The following is a 19,288-nucleotide window of genomic DNA, read 5'->3' on the forward strand; positions in this document are numbered from 1 at the left end:
TCGTACTTCATGAAAATTGCCATTGTTAACGATGTCGCCATGGCCGCCGAGGCCCTGCGCCGAGTGGTCGCCAGCACGCAGGAGCACCAGGTGCTGTGGATCGCCCGCACGGGACTGGAGGCAGTGCGCATGTGCGAGGGCAACCGTCCCGACCTGATCCTGATGGACCTGAACATGCCGGAGATGGATGGCGTGGAAGCGACGCGCCTGATCATGGAGCAAAGCCCGTGCGCCATCCTGGTGGTCACGGGGCGCCCGCAGGACAATGTCAATCAGGTGTTCCGCGCGCTGGGCGCCGGCGCGCTCGACGTCACGGCCACGCCCGTGCTGCAAGGGGAAGTGGGCGGCGACAGCGAACTGCTGGCCAAGATCAAGACCATCGGCAAGCTGATACGCCACAGCGCCGAAGCGCCGCCGCCGCGCCAGGCAAACGGCAATGGCGGCGAACGGGGCGACGGCCAGGTGTCGACCCTGCTGGCCATCGGCGCCTCGACGGGCGGGCCGTCAGCGGTGGCCAAGGTGCTGTCCGGCTGGACGGCGCCGCCCGGCTGCGCCATCGTGGTGGTGCAACATATCGATGAAACCTTTGCCTCGCACTTCGCCAAATGGCTGGACGATCAATTGGACATGCCGGTGCGCGTGATCGCCGAGGGCGACGAACTGGTGGCCGGCAGCGTGCTGGTCGCCAGGACCAATGATCACTTGCTGCTAGATCAAAATTATCGTTTGGGTTACGATGCGGCACCACGCGACTATGTTTACCGTCCTTCCGTCGATGTCTTCTTTCATTGCGTGGCACAGCACTGGCGCGGCGACGCCATCGGCGTGTTGCTCACAGGCATGGGCCGCGATGGCGGCGACGGCTTGCTGGCCATGCGCCGCGCGGGCAAGACGACGATAGCGCAAGACCAGGCCAGCAGTGCCGTGTATGGCATGCCGCGCGCCGCGGCCGAACTCGATGCAGCGCAACAAATCCTGCCATTGGATAGAATAGGCGCCAGCCTGCGCAACCGCCTGGGCGCAAAACTCAACAATGGGTGGGAGCCCTCCCCTAACATCTGAAAAGAATGCAATGCCAGAATTTTCCTCCAGTTTCACCCTGCATGAGCCCGCATTGACCGAATTCAAGGTCAGCGTGCTGCTGGTGGACGACCAGTTGATCATTGCTGAGGCAATCCGGCGCATGCTGAGCGACCAGCAGGATATCGAGTTTCATTACGTGACCGACGCCACGCAGGCGCTGGACACGGCGCTGCGCTTGCAACCGACCGTCATCCTGCAAGACCTGGTGCTGCCGGGCATCGACGGCTTCGCGCTGATCCAGCTGTACCGCGAACACGCGGCGCTCGCGCATGTGCCAGTGATCGTGCTGTCGGCCAAGGATGACCCGAAACTGAAGGCCCACAGCTTTGCCGTCGGCGCCAATGATTACGTGGTGAAACTGCCGGACCGCCTGGAATTGCTGGCACGCATACGCTACCATTCCAACGCGCACATCAGCCGCCTGCAGCGCGACCAGGCATTTCGCTTCCTGCGCGAAAGCCAAAAAAACCTGGCCGATGCGAATATTGAATTACAAAAACTCGCCGCCCTCGATGGCTTGACAGGCATCGCCAACCGCCGCCGCTTCGATGAAACCCTGCAATTCGAATGGCAGCGGGGCCAGCGCGACAAGTCGCCGCTGAGCCTGCTTTTCTGCGATATCGACCATTTTAAAAGCTATAACGATCACTTTGGCCACCTGGCGGGCGATCTGGGCCTGAAAAAAGTGGCCGCCGTGCTGACAGAACATCTGAAACGCCCGGCCGATCTGGCAGCCCGCTATGGGGGCGAGGAATTCGCCCTGATCCTGCCCGAAACGCAGGCCGCAGGGGCCTTGCTGATCGCCGAAGCGTGCCGGCGTCACCTGGAGGGTTTGCAGATCGAGAACCCGGCGACCAGCACGGGCATCGTCACCATCTCGATCGGCGTGGCCACCATCGTGCCGTCTCCGGACTCGACGGTCGAGCAACTGATCAACCGCGCCGACCAGGCCCTGTACGCGGCCAAGCGCGGCGGACGCAACAGCGTGTTGAGCGCCGATGACGTCGAAGACTGATTTTTAACTGAAGGAAAGTGAAGCATGAGCACACAACTGGACAAAGTCAGCGTCGTCAAAAAGTCGAATATCTACTTTGACGGCAAGTGCGTCTCGCACAATGTCATCCTGGCCGACGGCACGAAGAAAAGCGTGGGCGTGATTTTTCCGTCATCGCTGCGCTTCAACACGGGCGCGCCGGAAACGATGGAAATCGTCGGCGGCCTGTGCAAGGTGCGCCTGGCCGACGCGACAGAATGGAACAGCTATGCCGCGGGCACGCAATTCAGTATCCCGGGCAATAGCTATTTTGACATCGAAACAACGGAAACCGTGGATTACGTCTGCCACTTCGGTTGATTAAACAAACACAGGCTCGGGCGACAGGCGCACGCCATATTTCGCCTCGACGTCATCCTGTATCGCTTTCGCCAGCCGGGTAATGTCCGCGCCACGAGCGCCGCCATTATTCACCAGAACCAGCGCCTGCTTGGGATACACTCCCGCGGGCCCCAGGTTTTTTCCCTTCCAGCCACACTGATCGATCAGCCAGCCGGCCGCCAGTTTTTCCGTGCCATCGGGCTGAGCATGGTGGACGAGCGCGGGAAAACGTTCCAGCAAGGCCACACACTGCTCACGTGACACCACGGGGTTCTTGAAGAAGCTGCCCGCATTGCCGATCACGGCCGGGTCGGGCAATTTACGCCGGCGTATCGCCATCACCGTTTCAGCCACCTGTTGCGGCGTCGGTTCGGCAAGATTGCGCTCGGCCACGGCCTGCGCCAGTTCCGCATAACGCAAATTCGGCTGCCACTGGGCCGGCAAGGCAAACGTCACTTCCAGCACGATCAGCTCGCGCCCGTCTGCCTGCTTGAAAATGCTGTCGCGGTAAGCGAAATGGCATGCGTCGCGGTCCATGTCGAAGACGATGCCGCTGGCGCTGTGCATGACGCTCACGCTATGCAGATAATCCTTGATTTCAACGCCATACGCACCAATATTCTGGATAGGGGCCGCGCCCACCGTACCGGGGATCAGCGACAGGTTTTCCAGCCCGCCCACGCCTTGTGCCAGGGTCCACTGCACGAAGTCGTGCCAGTTTTCACCGGCGGCGGCCGTGACGAGGATGGTCTCGAAGTCCGCCTGCGCCAGGCGCATGCCGCGCGTGGCCATGTGCAGCACGACGCCGGGAAAGTCGCCCGTCAGGACAATGTTGCTGCCGCCGCCCAGTATCAAACGCGGCATGGCGGACAAGGCGGGATCTTGCAACGCGGCCTGCAATTCGGCTTGCGAAGTGATGCGTACGTAGGCGGCCGCGTTGGCCGTGATGCCGAAGGTATTCAGGCGCTGGAGGGAGTAATTGTGTTCGATGGTGAGCTCTGCAGACAAGGGATAGCGATTATTTTGCTCGATTATAGAGTGAAACCGACAAAAAACCAGCGCAAGACAAGGGCAGGCCGTCCGTTGTCCGTTAAAATGTCGCATCTTTAACGAGGCTGTGCCATTTTGCAAAGAATGCGCGCGCCCGGCGCGCTACGAGCGCGTTCGCTCTAACACGAAAGGAACAGACCATGCCGTCATTTGATGTAGTCTCCGAAGCTGATATGATCGAAGTCAAGAATGCCGTCGAGCAATCCAACAAGGAAATCACGACGCGCTTCGACTTCAAGGGCAGCGACGCCCGCGTCGAACACAAGGAAAACGAATTGACCGCGTTTGCGGATTCGGAATTCCAGCTCAGCCAGGTGCGCGACGTACTGACGAACAAATTAACCAAGCGCAAGGTCGATGTACGCTTCCTCGACGAAGGTGACATCAAGAAAATCGGCGGCGACAAGGTCAAGCAGATCATCAAGATCAAGAATGGCATCGAGTCGGATGATGCCAAGAAAATCGTGCGTGTCATCAAGGACAGCAAGATGAAGGTACAAGCGAGCATCCAGGGCGAAGCCGTGCGCGTCACGGGCGCCAAGCGCGATGACCTGCAGGCGGCCATGACCATGCTGCGCAAGGACGTGCCCGACATGCCGCTGGAATTTAACAATTTCCGCGATTAATTTCGATGAAGCGCGCGATCCGGCACGCGCTTGCACCGGCATGGTGGCAAGCTGCCCGGAGAGCCTGCCTGCCCGCTTGGGGTAGAATTGAAGCTGCGCACAGCTACATGCGCCCGCGCGCCTGACCGGCGGCGGGCTTGACCGTACATCTGGCTCAGTGATAACCACGGTAGTCTAAGGATAGCAATGAAACGTGTTGATGATTTCCGCCTGCGATTTGGCAAAAAAGAATATGTGCCCATCATGATAGGCGGAATGGGTGTGGATATTTCCACGTCGGAGCTGGCCCTGGAAGCGGCCCGGCTGAACGGTATCGGCCATATCTCCGATGCCATGGTGGAAGATGTGTCGGATCGTCGTTTCGACACCACCTTCGTCAAAGACAAGACGAAACTGTACAAATTCAACATCAACAACAGCGACAAGGCCGTGGTGCAGTTCGACCTGGGCCGTCTGGCGGAAGCGCAGCGTCTGCATATCGGCCGCACCATGGAAGCGAAAAAGGGCGATGGCCTGATCTTCGTCAACTGCATGGAAAAGCTGACCATGAATGGCCCCCGCGAGACTTTGCGCGTGCGCCTGAATGCGGCGCTGGACGCGGGCATCGACGGCATCACCCTGTCGGCCGGCCTGCACTTCGGCTCGTTTGCACTGATCGCCGACCATCCGCGTTTCCGCGATGCCAAGCTGGGCATCATCGTCTCGTCCGTGCGCGCCTTGCAGATTTTCCTGCGCAAGAACGCCAAGCTGGACCGCCTGCCCGACTTCATCATCGTCGAAGGCCCGCTGGCCGGCGGCCACCTGGGTTTCGGCATGGATTGGGCCAATTACGACCTGCACACGATTACCGCCGAAATCCTCGCCTACCTGAAGACGGAACAGCTGGACATCCCGCTGATCGCCGCTGGCGGCATCTTCACGGGCAGCGATGCCGTCTCCTTCCTGGAAGCGGGCGCAGCCGGCGTGCAAGTGGCGACGCGCTTTACCGTCACCGAGGAATGCGGCTTGCCAAACAAGGTCAAGCAGGAATACTACAAAGCCTCGGAAGAAGACATCATCGTCAACGGCGTCTCGCCGACGGGCTACCCGATGCGCATGCTGAAAAACACGCCCGCCATCGGCGCCGGCATCCGTCCAGGCTGCGAATCGTATGGCTATCTGCTCGACGCTACGGGCAACTGCGCGTACATCAACTCGTACAACCGCGAAGTGGCGGCCCATCCCGAGCAAAAAACCGTCGTCGTGATGGACAAGACCTGCCTGTGCACGCACATGCGCAACTTCAACTGCTGGACCTGCGGCCATTACACGTATCGTCTGAAGGACACCACGCACAAGCTCGACAACGGCGAATACCAGATCCTGACGGCCGAACACGTCTTCAAGGACTACCAGTTCAGCGTCGACAACCAGATCGCCCTGCCGGAAAAAGAAATCCAGGTACCTGGCTGAATCTTGCCAGCCTGAAATGAAAATGGCGCAGCCTGCGAAGGCTGCGCCATTTTTTATGCTGGGAACATTTCCAGCAATGCCCGTTTGATCACGTCGAACTTGGGCCGCCGCAGCACTTCTTCTTGCAGGCAAGCTTGCTGCAAAGTCTGCAAGACGGGCAAGGGCGTCGCGCAATGCGCGATCAACTCGCCCAGCAGCACGCCAAAAGCGCGCGCCTCTATACTCTGCAGCAAGTTCCCCTGCGACGAGCCGGGCGCAAACATGGACGCCGCGCCAAAGTCGCCCAGCAGGCAGGCGCCACCATCCGCATGCAGGATATTGTGGCCATACAAATCACCATGGACGATGCCGCGCGCATGCAACTGGCACACGGCCGAGGCGATGCCATGGGCAATGGCCAGCGCTTGTGGTGCATCAAAGTGCACGCCATCGACATACACATCGCGCGTGCATGATGCCAGGCTGGGCGGACCGGCCAGGTTGCGGAAGGCAGCATCGATGAGCGGCATGACCAGGCCCATCGCCTGTTGCGGATGCCCATCGAGCGTCCCAAGAATGGGAATCAGGCCCGGATGAGCACCCGCGCCGACACAGGCGGCCATTTCGCTGCGTGGCAAGCCGTCGCTGGTCATCGCCCCCTTGAATACTTTGACGGCGACATCATCACGCCCATCGAGGCGGGCACGGTATATCACGCCCGATGCGCCCTCGCCCAGCTGCTGCGCCAATGCCAGGCGGGGCCAGGCCACACCCGCCGCACCGGCATCGGTCAGGGTTGCCAGTTCGCGTGCTTCCGTGAACGGGTTGCCCGCGTACGCAAGCCAGCTCAGGCACGGCAAAGACAGCAGGCAGTCGGGCAGCGCCGTGAAACGGTTGGCGGCAATGCGCACCAGTTCCAACTGGCGGCAATTGGCCAGGGAGGCGGGCAAGCTGGCCAGGCAATTTCCCGCCAGCATGAGTTTCTGCAATTGCCCGCACTTGCCCAGTTCATCCGGCAAGACTTCGATGGCATTGTCGGTCAGGGTCAGCCAGCGCAGCCTGGGTGGCAAGGCTGTGGCCGGCACGTGGCGTATCTGGTTCGCCTTGAAGCTGATCATGCTCAGTTTCTGGCAGGAACCGAGCACGGCAGGCAAAGTGGTGAACAGATTATCCGAGCAAAAAATGATGCGCAGCTTGTGCAGGCGCGGCAAATCGTCAGGCAGGCAGGACAGCGCATTGCCCGACAAATCAAGAATTTCCAGGCTGTCGGCCAAGTCGAATATCTCACGCGGGAAGTCGCTCAAGCCACAGGACAGCGTCAGACGGCGCACGCCGGCCAGTTGGCCAGTGCGTAATTGCTCCAGTGTATGCACAGCAGACAAGATATCCCTTTCAAAAACCCGGCAAGTGCTGGTATGGCTAAAACCACCAGACGAAAAAAAACCCGACCATTGCTGATCGGGTTTTTCTCTACTGCGTATAACAAGCCTGACGATAACCTACTTTCACACTGGTTGCAGCACTATCATCGGCGCAAAGTTGTTTCACGGTCCTGTTCGGGATGGGAAGGGGTGGCACCAACTTGCTATGGTCATCAGGCATAACTTGTACCGGCGTTTGTCCTCAGTGGAGCGACAAAGCCATGAATCTGGAAGAAGCAAAGATTGGGTAATGAATAGTAGTATCAACACACACGCAACGTTGTACCGTCTTATCCTCTGTACCTGCTAAGGTTATAGGGACAAGCCGTACGGGCAATTAGTACTGGTTAGCTTAATGCATTACTGCACTTCCACACCCAGCCTATCAACGTCCTGGTCTTGAACGACCCTTCAAAGAGCTCAAGGCTCTGGGAAATCTCATCTCAAGGCAAGTTTCCCGCTTAGATGCTTTCAGCGGTTATCTCTTCCGTATTTAGCTACCCGGCAATGCCACTGGCGTGACAACCGGTACACCAGAGATACGTCCACTCCGGTCCTCTCGTACTAGGAGCAGCCCCCTTCAAATTTCCAACGCCCACGGCAGATAGGGACCAAACTGTCTCACGACGTTTTAAACCCAGCTCACGTACCACTTTAAATGGCGAACAGCCATACCCTTGGGACCGGCTACAGCCCCAGGATGTGATGAGCCGACATCGAGGTGCCAAACTCCCCCGTCGATATGAACTCTTGGGAGGAATCAGCCTGTTATCCCCAGAGTACCTTTTATCCGTTGAGCGATGGCCCTTCCATACAGAACCACCGGATCACTATGTCCTACTTTCGTACCTGCTCGACTTGTCAGTCTCGCAGTTAAGCACGCTTATGCCATTGCACTATCAACACGATGTCCGACCGTATCTAGCGTACCTTCGAACTCCTCCGTTACACTTTAGGAGGAGACCGCCCCAGTCAAACTGCCTACCATGCACTGTCCCCGATCCGGATAACGGACCAAGGTTAGAACCTCAAACAAACCAGGGTGGTATTTCAAGGTTGGCTCCACGAGAACTAGCGTCCCCGCTTCAAAGCCTCCCACCTATCCTACACAGATTGGTTCAAAGTCCAATGCAAAGCTACAGTAAAGGTTCATGGGGTCTTTCCGTCTAGCCGCGGGTAGATTGCATCATCACAAACATTTCAACTTCGCTGAGTCTCGGGAGGAGACAGTGTGGCCATCGTTACGCCATTCGTGCAGGTCGGAACTTACCCGACAAGGAATTTCGCTACCTTAGGACCGTTATAGTTACGGCCGCCGTTTACTGGGACTTCAATCAAGAGCTTGCACCCCATCATTTAATCTTCCAGCACCGGGCAGGCGTCACACCCTATACGTCCACTTTCGTGTTTGCAGAGTGCTGTGTTTTTATTAAACAGTCGCAGCCACCAGTTTATTGCAACCCTTTCACCCTTCTGGAGTAAACCAGTCAAGCTACCGGGGCGTACCTTTTCCCGAAGTTACGGTACCAATTTGCCGAGTTCCTTCTCCCGAGTTCTCTCAAGCGCCTTAGAATACTCATCTCGCCCACCTGTGTCGGTTTGCGGTACGGTCTCGTATGACTGAAGCTTAGAGGCTTTTCTTGGAACCACTTCCGATTGCTTCATGAATAAATTCACTCGTCTCAACCCCTTGAATTCCGCACCCGGATTTGCCTAAGTGCCTTCTATGAGTCAAAAACCAACTATTCCAACAGTTGGACAACCTTCCGCGATCCGTCCCCCCATCGCATCATACGACGGTGCAGGAATATTAACCTGCTTCCCATCAGCTACGCATCTCTGCCTCGCCTTAGGGGCCGACTCACCCTGCTCCGATGAACGTTGAACAGGAAACCTTGGGCTTACGGCGTGGAGGCTTTTCACCCCCATTATCGCTACTCATGTCAGCATTCGCACTTCTGATACCTCCAGCATCCTTTACAAGACACCTTCGCAGGCTTACAGAACGCTCTCCTACCATATCCAATAAAGGATATCCGCAGCTTCGGTGACTGGCTTAGCCCCGTTACATCTTCCGCGCAGGACGACTCGATCAGTGAGCTATTACGCTTTCTTTAAATGATGGCTGCTTCTAAGCCAACATCCTGACTGTTTTAGCCTTCCCACTTCGTTTTCCACTTAGCCAATCTTTGGGACCTTAGCTGGCGGTCTGGGTTGTTTCCCTCTTGACGCCGGACGTTAGCACCCGACGTCTGTCTCCCAAGCTCGCACTCATCGGTATTCGGAGTTTGCAATGGTTTGGTAAGTCGCAATGACCCCCTAGCCATAACAGTGCTCTACCCCCGATGGTGATACTTGAGGCACTACCTAAATAGTTTTCGGAGAGAACCAGCTATTTCCAAGTTTGTTTAGCCTTTCACCCCTACCCACAGCTCATCCCCTAATTTTTCAACATTAGTGGGTTCGGACCTCCAGGGCGTGTTACCGCACCTTCATCCTGGCCATGAGTAGATCACTTGGTTTCGGGTCTACACCCAGCGACTGATCGCCCTATTCGGACTCGATTTCTCTACGGCTTCCCTATATGGTTAACCTTGCCACTGAATGTAAGTCGCTGACCCATTATACAAAAGGTACGCAGTCACGGAACAAGTCCGCTCCTACTGTTTGTATGCACACGGTTTCAGGATCTATTTCACTCCCCTTCCGGGGTTCTTTTCGCCTTTCCCTCACGGTACTGGTTCACTATCGGTCGATTACGAGTATTTAGCCTTGGAGGATGGTCCCCCCATATTCAGACAGGATGTCACGTGTCCCGCCCTACTTGTCGTACGCTTAGTATCACCGGTCCAATTTCACATACGGGGCTATCACCCACTATGGCTCCCATTTCCAGGGGATTCTGTTATCGGTCCGACTATCACGTACAGGCTCTTCCCATTTCGCTCGCCGCTACTTTGGGAATCTCGGTTGATTTCTTTTCCTGCAGCTACTTAGATGTTTCAGTTCGCCGCGTTCGCCTTGCATACCTATGTATTCAGTATGCAATACCCTAAAAGGGTGGGTTGCCCCATTCGGAAATCTGCGGATCAAAGTGTGTTTGCTCACTCCCCGCAGCTTATCGCAAGCTACTACGTCCTTCATCGCCTGTAATCGCCAAGGCATCCACCATGTGCACTTATTCGCTTGTCCCTATAACGTTAGCCTCTGATTACCTAAATAATCAAAGAGCGCTACAAGGATAAGAAAGTACAACGTTGTTGCTTGTTTGTTGATACATACAATCATTACCCATCGATTCGCTTTTTACGGCAAACCGATCAATAAATAATCTTTACTTCTTCCAGATTGTTAAAGAACGAAACAGCTTTGATCGCTAAAAGATCAAATCTAAACCCAGAGGCTTACATTTGTACTTTCGGTAAAACGTGGTGGAGGATGACGGGATCGAACCGACGACCCCCTGCTTGCAAAGCAGGTGCTCTCCCAGCTGAGCTAATCCCCCTGAGATTTTACTAATTAGCTGGTAGGGCTGGTTGGACTCGAACCAACGACCCCCGCGTTATCAACACGGTGCTCTAACCAGCTGAGCTACAGCCCCAACGCGGTGCTACTGACGACTACTGTTTCTTCTTAATTAAACAGCCGATAAGTGTGAACATTTGATGCGTGAATCATGACTGATTCGTGCAAACTCTAGAAAGGAGGTGATCCAGCCGCACCTTCCGATACGGCTACCTTGTTACGACTTCACCCCAGTCACGAATCCTACCGTGGTAAGCGCCCTCCTTGCGGTTAAGCTACCTACTTCTGGTAAAACCCGCTCCCATGGTGTGACGGGCGGTGTGTACAAGACCCGGGAACGTATTCACCGCGACATGCTGATCCGCGATTACTAGCGATTCCAACTTCATGCAGTCGAGTTGCAGACTACAATCCGGACTACGATACACTTTCTGCGATTAGCTCCCCCTCGCGGGTTGGCGGCGCTCTGTATGTACCATTGTATGACGTGTGAAGCCCTACCCATAAGGGCCATGAGGACTTGACGTCATCCCCACCTTCCTCCGGTTTGTCACCGGCAGTCTCATTAGAGTGCCCTTTCGTAGCAACTAATGACAAGGGTTGCGCTCGTTGCGGGACTTAACCCAACATCTCACGACACGAGCTGACGACAGCCATGCAGCACCTGTGTACTGGTTCTCTTTCGAGCACTCCCTGATCTCTCAAGGATTCCAGCCATGTCAAGGGTAGGTAAGGTTTTTCGCGTTGCATCGAATTAATCCACATCATCCACCGCTTGTGCGGGTCCCCGTCAATTCCTTTGAGTTTTAATCTTGCGACCGTACTCCCCAGGCGGTCTACTTCACGCGTTAGCTGCGTTACCAAGTCAATTAAGACCCGACAACTAGTAGACATCGTTTAGGGCGTGGACTACCAGGGTATCTAATCCTGTTTGCTCCCCACGCTTTCGTGCATGAGCGTCAATCTTGACCCAGGGGGCTGCCTTCGCCATCGGTGTTCCTCCACATATCTACGCATTTCACTGCTACACGTGGAATTCTACCCCCCTCTGCCAGATTCTAGCCTTGCAGTCTCCAATGCAATTCCCAGGTTGAGCCCGGGGATTTCACATCAGACTTACAAAACCGCCTGCGCACGCTTTACGCCCAGTAATTCCGATTAACGCTTGCACCCTACGTATTACCGCGGCTGCTGGCACGTAGTTAGCCGGTGCTTATTCTTCAGGTACCGTCATTAGCAAGAGATATTAGCTCTCACCGTTTCTTCCCTGACAAAAGAGCTTTACAACCCGAAGGCCTTCTTCACTCACGCGGCATTGCTGGATCAGGCTTTCGCCCATTGTCCAAAATTCCCCACTGCTGCCTCCCGTAGGAGTCTGGACCGTGTCTCAGTTCCAGTGTGGCTGGTCGTCCTCTCAGACCAGCTACTGATCGATGCCTTGGTAGGCTTTTACCCTACCAACTAGCTAATCAGATATCGGCCGCTCCACGAGCATGAGGTCTTGCGATCCCCCACTTTCATCCTTAGATCGTATGCGGTATTAGCGTAACTTTCGCTACGTTATCCCCCACTCTAGGGTACGTTCCGATATATTACTCACCCGTTCGCCACTCGCCACCAGAGCAAGCTCCGTGCTGCCGTTCGACTTGCATGTGTAAGGCATGCCGCCAGCGTTCAATCTGAGCCAGGATCAAACTCTTCAGTTTAATCTCTGTTACTTTGCCATTTTATTGGCACCGTCTTGCGACGGGTCGCTCACTCAAAAAACTGACAGGCTACTTCCGAAGAAGTATCCTATTTCATTATTTCTTGTGAACATTTGATATTTTAAGTTAGACGCCAATCCGAAGATTGGCGCTGCACTTACATCAAATGCCCACACTTATCGACTGTTAATTGTTAAAGAACGGTATTCGGTACTGCTTTCGCGCTATCGACAAAGCGTTGTGTTTGTCAGCTGCGAAGAAGGAAGAGTATGAAGCTTTTTCAGCATTTCGTCAACCTTCTTTTTTACCCGCCTCACTCAGCATTTGCATGCATCGTTCAGCGAGGGGGCGAATTATAGCCCCGCCTCGCACGCCCCGCAAGGGCTATTTTCTCGCCCTCTCCGCCCAGCAAGCCTTGTCTTCACTTCAAGCGCCTTTTTGTGCAGCCTGTCGCAATCGGCTGGCGTAGTTCGTGGTCTTTAGGCACAGTGGCAACATCAGACTCTGACGCTACTCAACAAGGGGTTAAACTTGCCCGCTGCGTCGATTAACTCTTGTACTTGAAAGTGCCCCATGCTTCCGATTTCCAGCCTGCCCCAATTGTTGAAAACCATTCTCGCCTGGTTGCAACGGGCATTCGACGCGACGACAACCTGGGTTACCCAACTGTCCTGGTGGAAATTTTTCCTGTTCGCGGCGCTGGCCCTGATCGCCGGCTCCATTTTGCAAGATGAGCTGTTCTCGTCCAGCCCGGACGAAGAAGTTGTCATCAAGTCGCATAAACGCAGCAGCAAGGGCACGGGTGATACCAATATCCTGATCGACGATACCGGCATCCATTTCAATCCCCGCAACAGCAAGAACCGGCGTAGCAGCACGGCCGACGCCGCCAGCGATCCAGTCGATGCCGCCGAGGCGGACGCCCAAGCCAGCGCCGTGCCGCCTGAGCCGCCCCAACCACCGGCCGCCCCCGCCAAGCCCAGCTATCCAGTAACGACGAATGCTTCGGGCGAAGAAGTCCATATTGAACTGCCGCCACAAATCGGCGAAGAGCTGTCGAATGCCATCGAAGAAGCGGTCGATGATGCGGCGGAGCAAAAAGTGTCGCGCTACCACCAGCAAGCGTCCACCTGGTTCAAGAGTTTCGTGTCCTTGCTGGTGTTGGCCCTTTTCGCCATGAAAGCCCTGGTTGGCGGCAAGAAACGCGCCGAGGCGGAAACTGTCACCGCGAATGAGGCGGCCGAACGCGAATCCATGCAGCGCCAGCTCAGCGAAGCGAAGATGCAGATGATGCAGGCGCAAGTCGAGCCGCATTTCCTGTTCAATACGCTCGCTTCCGTCGAGCACCTGATCCAGGTCGATCCGCCGCGCGCAGCCAAGATGCAGCGCAGCCTGATCCAGTATCTGCGCGCCGTACTGCCGCAAATGCGCGACAACGCCCTGATTACCAACCTGGGCCGCGAAGCGGACATGGTGCAAGCGTACCTGAACCTGCTGAAAATGCGGATGGAGGAACGCCTGACCGTCGACTTCCAGATTCCCGATGGCCTGCGCAGCGCCGCCTTCCCGCCCATGATGCTGCAATCGATGGTGGAAAATGCCATCAAGCACGGACTGGAAGTCAAGCCGGAAGGCGGCACCCTGCGCATCGTGGCAGAAGTGGCGCATAGCAAGCTGCGCGTGATCGTCACCGATGACGGCCTGGGCTTTGGCGTGGTGCCCAGCGATGGCACGGGACTGGGTTTGCCCACCATCCGCGAACGCCTGAAGCTGCTGCATGGCGACCAGGGCAGCCTGACCATTACGCCAAATCAACCGTCCGGCGTGTGTGCCGTGATCGAAGTGCCATATCAGCTGTCCAAATAAGACAGTTGATAAAAACGCTAAATCATTGAATAATCAATCTTCGCCTGTTCACACTTGAGACCTATGCCTACCGCTATTATTGCCGACGACGAAAGACTGATGCGCGACCAGCTGCGCCTGCGCCTGGGCCAGGCCTGGCCCGAACTGGAAATCATCGGCGAAGCCAAGAATGGCGACGAAGCGATCGAACTGGTGGAGCAACTCAAGCCCGACTTTGCCTTCCTCGATATCCGCATGCCGGGCAAGACGGGCATGGAGGCGGCGCAAGTGATAGGCAGCAAGACGCATATCGTCTTCGTCACGGCCTACGACACCCACGCCGTCGAAGCCTTCGAGCGGGGCGCCGTCGATTATGTGCTCAAGCCGCCCGAGCATGAGCGTTTGCTGGTGACGGTGGAGCGCCTGAAAACGCACCTGAACAAGCCTGCGCTGGACGTCAACAGCAGCGTTACGGCCATGCTGTCGCAGCTGGCGGAAAAAATCACGGCCAAGCCCACCTATTTGCAATGGATACAGGCCAGCATCGGCCAGGACTTGCGCATGATCCCGGTGGAAGAGATTTTATTTTTCCGTTCGGATGAGAAATACACTTGCGTGCAAACCGCCAAGTACGAGGCACTGATCCGCAAGCCCGTGCGCGATCTGGCCGAAGAGCTCGACCCTGCGCTGTTCTGGCAAATCCACCGCGCCACCCTGGTCAACGTGAATGCCATCGAAGGCGTGACGCGCGACATCCGCGGCCGCCACCTGGTACTCATCAAAGGCAAATCCGACAAGCTCGAAGTGAGCCGCAGCTTCTTGCACCTGTTCAAGCAAATGTAAGTCGCCCGCCGCCGCCCGGCCCATGCCGGCGCGGCGCCTTGATCTCTTCCGCCCCCTTCCTGCGCCACATCAAGCCATGCCGCCCCAGCAGGCATAGGCTACATAAAGTCCAACTCTCCATCCCTGTCTTGCCTGCCTTCGTACACGTTCGCAAGGAGAAGCCCATGCCCGACCGAGGCAGTCCCACACTGCTGCGCATCCTGCCGCTGGGCATGGCGGCGGCGCTATTGCTGTGCTTGTTTCCTCCGCTGAAAGCCCGCCGACAGCGGCAGGCGCGCGGGCAAGCCATCATCGACAGCGCCAGCGACGCCATCATCAGCATCGACAGCGGGCAATTCATCCTGCATGCGAACGCGGCGGCAGCCAGATTGTTCGACGACACGCTGGCCGGCATGCGCGGCATGCGCCTGGGCCACTATATCCTGCGCGACTTGCGCACCCTGGGCAGCCTGGGCAAGCACGAGGGCGACCCGCCGTTTGGCGACATCAGCCAGGAGCTGCGCCTGACGGGCCGGCGCGCCACCGACTACACCCTGACGGGACGGCGCAGCGATGGCGCCATGTTTCCCCTCGAAGGCTCGCTCTCGGCCATGCAGGAAGACGGCCATAGCGTATTTACCATCATCGTGCGCGATATCAGCGCGCGCCAGCAGATGCATGAACAGCTGGCCCGCTCCTTTTCGCAATTGCGTGAATTGTCGAGCGCTCTGCAATCCATCCGCGAAGAAGAGCGCAAACATATCGCGCGCGAACTGCATGATGACTTGGGGCAATTGCTAGCCACCTTGCGGGTCGACCTGACCCTGGTGCGCCAGCACTCGGACACCACCGCGCCTCTGCAAGCGTTGCTGCACAGCATGGACGGCTTGCTGGTGACGGCCATCACTTCGCTGCGGCGCATCGCCAGCAACCTGCGTCCGCGCGCGCTCGATGAAGGAGGCTTGTATTTCGCGCTGCAAAAATTGCGCCACGACTTCCTCTTGCGCCGCGCCATCCATTTTGACTTGCTGGCCGACGAGGCCGACCTCGTGCTCGACGACGCGCGCAGCACGGCCATCTACCGCATCGTGCAAGAAGCGCTGACGAATATCGCGCGCCATGCCGAGGCAAGCCACATCACCATCGCCCTGCACCGCATCGATTCCTCGCTGGCGATCACCATTCAGGATGACGGCCGCGGCATTGCCGAACATGACCTGGAAAAAGCCACGGCCTTGGGGCTGCTGGGCATGCGCGAGCGGGTGTGGGGCTTGAACGGCAGCATCCATATCGGCGCCGATAGCGAGCTGGGCGGCACGCGCATCGAAATCTCGCTGCCCATGCAGGCGGAAGTGATGGAAACAGCCACGTCATAACAAAAAAGGCGCCCGCAGGCGCCTTTGTCGTGGCAAAAGACTTTTGCTTAGAACTTGTGGGTCATACCCAGCTGATACATCGATTTTTCGCTGAACTGGTCGCGGCCAGCATAGCCGTAAACGGCAGTACGCTTCGACAGCGGGTAATCATAGCCCAGGCCATAGGCCTTGGCCGTTTCCTTGCCGCTGACGGTCTTGCTGTCTTGCTTCTGCTTCACGTAGCTGACCTTGATGGCGCCGCCGCCGATGTCATAGGCCAGACCCAGCAGGTAGCTCTTGAATTCGCCGGTAACGGCGACATCGGTATCTGCTTTCGAGTAATCGACGGTGATTTTGGCAGGGCCAAATTTGTAACCGCCGCCGACGATCCACAGTTTCGGCTCAGCCGCTGCGTTGGCAGCGGACTGCACTTTCTTCTGGTAGCCGGCGTGTGCGCTCGCTGGACCTTGGTCATACGTGGCAACCACGCTGAAGCCCGAATCGGCATCCTTGATTTCGCTGGCGACGTATTGGCCGCTGACGACGAAACCGCTGAACGATGGGCTGTTGTAGGTCACGGCATTGCTGACGCGCGACACGCCCACGACCGATGTGCTCGGGATGGCTTGCGGGCCATTGGGCGACTGGCCGCCGCGCATGACTGGCTCATTGATCTTGCCGATGACGCCGTAGGTGTTGAATGGATCGACGCGTGCCAGGGTGCCATCGATCAGGTCCTTGGTACGGCCCAGGTAGACGGTACCGAAGTCACCGGTCAGGCCAACCCATGCCTGGCGATCGAACAGGGTATTGGCGGTCGCTTGCGCACCGGTGTCAGCCTTGAATTCGCTTTCCAGGTTGAAAATGGCTTTCAAGCCATTACCCAGATCTTCCGTGCCCTTGAAACCAATGCGCGATGCCTGATTTTCACGTTCCAGCAACGCAGCGCCCGTGGTCTTGGCAATGCCCAGATCGACCACGCCGTAGACGGTAACGTTCGATTGTGCTTGCGCCGTCGCTGCTGCGAAGGTACCGATGATCAATGCTGCCAGAGTAATTTTTTTCACTTGAGATTCTCTACATTAAGTTGGACAAGTTGAGCTGCTGCTGAGCTGCTTAGCTGCTGAACCAAATCATGCCCACGAAATACTTCAACAATATGACATCGACAAGATGTTGCTTTTTGACACAACACCGTGTTACATAAAAACAACAGACGAAAAAAAACCGCCCGCAGGCGGCTTGTCTTGCCGTGCCGGCCTTACTTCAGGCGGCAGCTCAGCAGCCAGTAGTATTCCAGGCGCTTCATGCGGATTTCACGGGCCGAGTGGGCAAACTTCTTGCGCAGATGACTATCCGACGGGAAATTCTTCAGCACTTCATAGCGCTCGCCCGCATCCGTTGTGCGGAACTGGTGGGTATTGCCCAGCAAGTCAGTGCGCGCGATGACCGTGCTGCTGCCATCGACATAGGAATTGTCGATCAGCACCAGCAGGATGTCCTTGCCCAGCTTGTTGCGCAATTGCTTCAGGTATTTGTCCTGGTCTTCGCGCTTGACGTGCGACCACCAGAAACCGGCGAACACGGCCGTGAACTTGCCCAGCAGATCATCGGGCAAGTTGAATGCGTCGAGCTTGGCGAAGGTGACGTTGTCGGGCAAGCCGCGGGCCTGGGCCAGCGCCAGCATTTCATCGTTGATATCGGTGGCCAGCACGGACTCGGCCGACTCGGCGACCACTTCCGTCCAGTAGCCGGTACCACAGGCCAGTTCCAGCACGGTGTGGCCTTCCAGCACGTCGGCAACCTTGTCGCGCAACACTTCCAGGTCTTCCTGGCGTTCGGGCTTGTCATAGACGCGCTCGTACTGCTGCGCGATGGTGGCGTAATATTTGGCAAGCTGATCGGTAATCATTGTTTCTTCTCTTCTTAAATAATCTTGGCCAGACACATCGCCCGGCCGACTTCATGCATTGTTATAGTTCGTAGTGCTCTTTATCACCGCTCATCGCCTGCTCAATGAGCTTGCGGTTCAGGGTCGGCGTCAGCAACTCGATAAAGGTATAAATATAGCTGCGCAAATACGCGCCCTGCTTGACGGCCACGCGCGACACATTCATGCCGAACAGGTGGCCGACAGGGATGGAGCGCAAGCCTTTGTCGCGTTCGGCATCAAAGGCCATACCCGCTATGATACCAATCCCCATGCCCAACTCGACATAAGTCTTGATGACGTCGGCATCGATGGCTTCCAGCAAGATGTCCGGCTTCAGGCCGCGCAGCACGAAAGCGTGGTCGATCTTGTTGCGTCCGGCAAACGCGCTGTCATAGGTAATCAGGGGGAAAGCGGCGATTTCTTCCAGGGTCACGGACTTCGATTTGAGCAGCGGATGGTCGACCGGCACCACCACCACGTGCTCCCATTGATAGCAGGGCAAGGTAATCAGGCCATCGATGGCGGCGATCGATTCCGTGGCGATGGCAAGATCGGCCTGGTCGCGCTGCACCATCTCGGCGATCTGGCGTGGGTTGCCTTGCAGCAAAGACAAGCGTACCTTGGGGAACTTCAGCATGAAGGCTTGCACCACCTTGGGCAAGGTGTAGCGCGCCTGCGTATGCGTGGTGGCAATGGTAAAGCTGCCGCTGTCCTGCGCCGCGAACTCCTTGCCGATGCGCTTCATGCTGTCGATTTCCTGCATGATCAGCTCGACCGATTCCAGCACCAGGCGGCCCGGCTCCGTCAAGCTGCGGATGCGCTTGCCGTGGCGTGTAAAAATATCCACACCCAACTCTTCCTCCAGCTCGATGATGGCTTTCGATACGCCAGGTTGCGACGTAAACAAGGCCTTGGCGGCATCCGTCAGGTTATAGTTCTGACGGACCGCTTCGCGCACGAAGCGCAGTTGATGGAGATTCATTGCTGGTTTGCCCTAGATTGCCGTAATTTGCCGAGTTTCCGCCCCACCCATGATTTTGCGTTCATGCATATACGCATATCGCATATAAGCAAATGCGTACTAAGTAGTTTGGAATAAACACTAAGTTTATTACT

The 19,288-nt window shown here is 56.8% G+C and carries 13 protein-coding genes, 2 tRNA genes and 3 rRNA genes; 8 read left to right on the top strand and 10 right to left on the bottom strand.

Translation table 11 applies throughout. The annotated features are described in order from the left end of the window. Positions 1-9: 9 nt before the first annotated feature. The 3 genes from cheB to KY494_RS10510 are packed head-to-tail and all read left to right on the top strand — an operon-like array spanning position 10 to position 2,437. A complete protein-coding gene (cheB, locus tag KY494_RS10500; protein WP_219136472.1) occupies positions 10-1,062 on the top strand; it encodes a chemotaxis-specific protein-glutamate methyltransferase CheB in 1,053 nt (350 codons plus the stop codon). A gap of 10 nt (positions 1,063-1,072) precedes the next feature. Beyond that, on the top strand, positions 1,073-2,098 hold the full coding sequence (locus tag KY494_RS10505) for a diguanylate cyclase (protein WP_219136473.1): 1,026 nt from the start codon (positions 1,073-1,075) through the stop codon (positions 2,096-2,098). Positions 2,099-2,122: 24 nt separating this feature from the next. Further along, complete coding sequence (locus tag KY494_RS10510) at positions 2,123-2,437, top strand: pyrimidine/purine nucleoside phosphorylase (RefSeq protein ID WP_219890895.1); 315 nt, start codon at positions 2,123-2,125, stop codon at positions 2,435-2,437. On the opposite strand, the gene murB is transcribed toward KY494_RS10510, so the two are convergent. Continuing rightward, positions 2,438-3,466 (bottom strand): UDP-N-acetylmuramate dehydrogenase, encoded by a 1,029-nt coding sequence (gene murB, locus KY494_RS10515; RefSeq protein ID WP_219890896.1) that lies wholly within the window; start codon positions 3,464-3,466, stop codon positions 2,438-2,440. It lies immediately after the preceding gene. A 182-nt stretch (positions 3,467-3,648) separates the two neighbouring features. On the opposite strand from murB, the gene KY494_RS10520 reads away from it, so the two are divergent. After that, entirely contained in the window at positions 3,649-4,134 is a 486-nt protein-coding gene (locus KY494_RS10520; RefSeq protein ID WP_010396032.1) for a YajQ family cyclic di-GMP-binding protein, read from the top strand. A gap of 186 nt (positions 4,135-4,320) precedes the next feature. Beyond that, complete coding sequence (locus KY494_RS10525; protein ID WP_219890897.1) at positions 4,321-5,586, top strand: nitronate monooxygenase; 1,266 nt, start codon at positions 4,321-4,323, stop codon at positions 5,584-5,586. Between the two features lie 53 nt (positions 5,587-5,639). Here the strand turns inward: KY494_RS10525 and KY494_RS10530 are convergent, their stop codons facing one another. The 6 genes from KY494_RS10530 to KY494_RS10555 all read right to left on the bottom strand — a co-directional run bounded on the left by KY494_RS10530 (position 5,640) and on the right by KY494_RS10555 (position 12,217). Continuing rightward, complete coding sequence (locus tag KY494_RS10530; RefSeq protein ID WP_219891559.1) at positions 5,640-6,938, bottom strand: leucine-rich repeat-containing protein kinase family protein; 1,299 nt, start codon at positions 6,936-6,938, stop codon at positions 5,640-5,642. Positions 6,939-7,051: 113 nt separating this feature from the next. Further along, a 5S ribosomal RNA gene (gene rrf / locus KY494_RS10535) occupies positions 7,052-7,164 on the bottom strand. 138 nt (positions 7,165-7,302) lie between these two features. Beyond that, positions 7,303-10,178 (bottom strand): 23S ribosomal RNA (locus tag KY494_RS10540). Between the two features lie 237 nt (positions 10,179-10,415). After that, a tRNA-Ala gene (locus KY494_RS10545) sits at positions 10,416-10,491 on the bottom strand. Positions 10,492-10,510: 19 nt separating this feature from the next. Next, a tRNA-Ile gene (locus tag KY494_RS10550) sits at positions 10,511-10,587 on the bottom strand. 99 nt (positions 10,588-10,686) lie between these two features. Next, a 16S ribosomal RNA gene (locus KY494_RS10555) occupies positions 10,687-12,217 on the bottom strand. Together the 16S, 23S and 5S rRNA genes with 2 tRNA genes alongside form the textbook arrangement of a ribosomal RNA operon. A gap of 573 nt (positions 12,218-12,790) precedes the next feature. Between KY494_RS10555 and KY494_RS10560 the strand changes: the two genes are divergently transcribed. The 3 genes from KY494_RS10560 to KY494_RS10570 all read left to right on the top strand — a co-directional run bounded on the left by KY494_RS10560 (position 12,791) and on the right by KY494_RS10570 (position 16,260). Then, the gene (locus tag KY494_RS10560; protein WP_219890898.1) at positions 12,791-14,083 is read left to right on the top strand and encodes a sensor histidine kinase; all 1,293 of its coding nucleotides are present in this window, start codon (positions 12,791-12,793) and stop codon (positions 14,081-14,083) included. A 63-nt stretch (positions 14,084-14,146) separates the two neighbouring features. After that, a complete protein-coding gene (locus tag KY494_RS10565; protein WP_096234411.1) occupies positions 14,147-14,905 on the top strand; it encodes a LytTR family DNA-binding domain-containing protein in 759 nt (252 codons plus the stop codon). Positions 14,906-15,069: 164 nt separating this feature from the next. Continuing rightward, entirely contained in the window at positions 15,070-16,260 is a 1,191-nt protein-coding gene (locus KY494_RS10570; protein ID WP_219890899.1) for a PAS domain-containing sensor histidine kinase, read from the top strand. A gap of 47 nt (positions 16,261-16,307) precedes the next feature. On the opposite strand, the gene KY494_RS10575 is transcribed toward KY494_RS10570, so the two are convergent. The 3 genes from KY494_RS10575 to KY494_RS10585 form a co-directional block, all read right to left on the bottom strand. After that, complete coding sequence (locus KY494_RS10575; RefSeq protein WP_219133447.1) at positions 16,308-17,306, bottom strand: porin; 999 nt, start codon at positions 17,304-17,306, stop codon at positions 16,308-16,310. A gap of 194 nt (positions 17,307-17,500) precedes the next feature. After that, entirely contained in the window at positions 17,501-18,151 is a 651-nt protein-coding gene (locus KY494_RS10580; protein ID WP_141172200.1) for a class I SAM-dependent methyltransferase, read from the bottom strand. A 61-nt stretch (positions 18,152-18,212) separates the two neighbouring features. Further along, entirely contained in the window at positions 18,213-19,154 is a 942-nt protein-coding gene (locus tag KY494_RS10585) for a CysB family HTH-type transcriptional regulator (RefSeq protein ID WP_219890900.1), read from the bottom strand. Positions 19,155-19,288: the final 134 nt, after the last annotated feature.

The organism is Janthinobacterium sp. PAMC25594 (assembly GCF_019443505.1).
GTDB lineage: Bacteria > Pseudomonadota > Gammaproteobacteria > Burkholderiales > Burkholderiaceae_D > Janthinobacterium.

Bases quoted from the DNA above. Each gene is read 5' to 3' on its own strand.
- KY494_RS10585 (WP_219890900.1), bottom strand. From the start codon at position 19,154: ATGAATCTCCATCAACTGCGCTTCGTGCGCGAAGCGGTCCGTCAGAAC.
- KY494_RS10520 (WP_010396032.1), top strand. From the start codon at position 3,649: ATGCCGTCATTTGATGTAGTCTCCGAAGCTGATATGATCGAAGTCAAG.
- KY494_RS10565 (WP_096234411.1), top strand. From the start codon at position 14,147: ATGCCTACCGCTATTATTGCCGACGACGAAAGACTGATGCGCGACCAG.
- KY494_RS10560 (WP_219890898.1), top strand. From the start codon at position 12,791: ATGCTTCCGATTTCCAGCCTGCCCCAATTGTTGAAAACCATTCTCGCC.
- KY494_RS10505 (WP_219136473.1), top strand. From the start codon at position 1,073: ATGCCAGAATTTTCCTCCAGTTTCACCCTGCATGAGCCCGCATTGACC.
- cheB (WP_219136472.1), top strand. From the start codon at position 10: ATGAAAATTGCCATTGTTAACGATGTCGCCATGGCCGCCGAGGCCCTG.
- KY494_RS10510 (WP_219890895.1), top strand. From the start codon at position 2,123: ATGAGCACACAACTGGACAAAGTCAGCGTCGTCAAAAAGTCGAATATC.
- KY494_RS10570 (WP_219890899.1), top strand. From the start codon at position 15,070: ATGCCCGACCGAGGCAGTCCCACACTGCTGCGCATCCTGCCGCTGGGC.
- KY494_RS10525 (WP_219890897.1), top strand. From the start codon at position 4,321: ATGAAACGTGTTGATGATTTCCGCCTGCGATTTGGCAAAAAAGAATAT.
- KY494_RS10580 (WP_141172200.1), bottom strand. From the start codon at position 18,151: ATGATTACCGATCAGCTTGCCAAATATTACGCCACCATCGCGCAGCAG.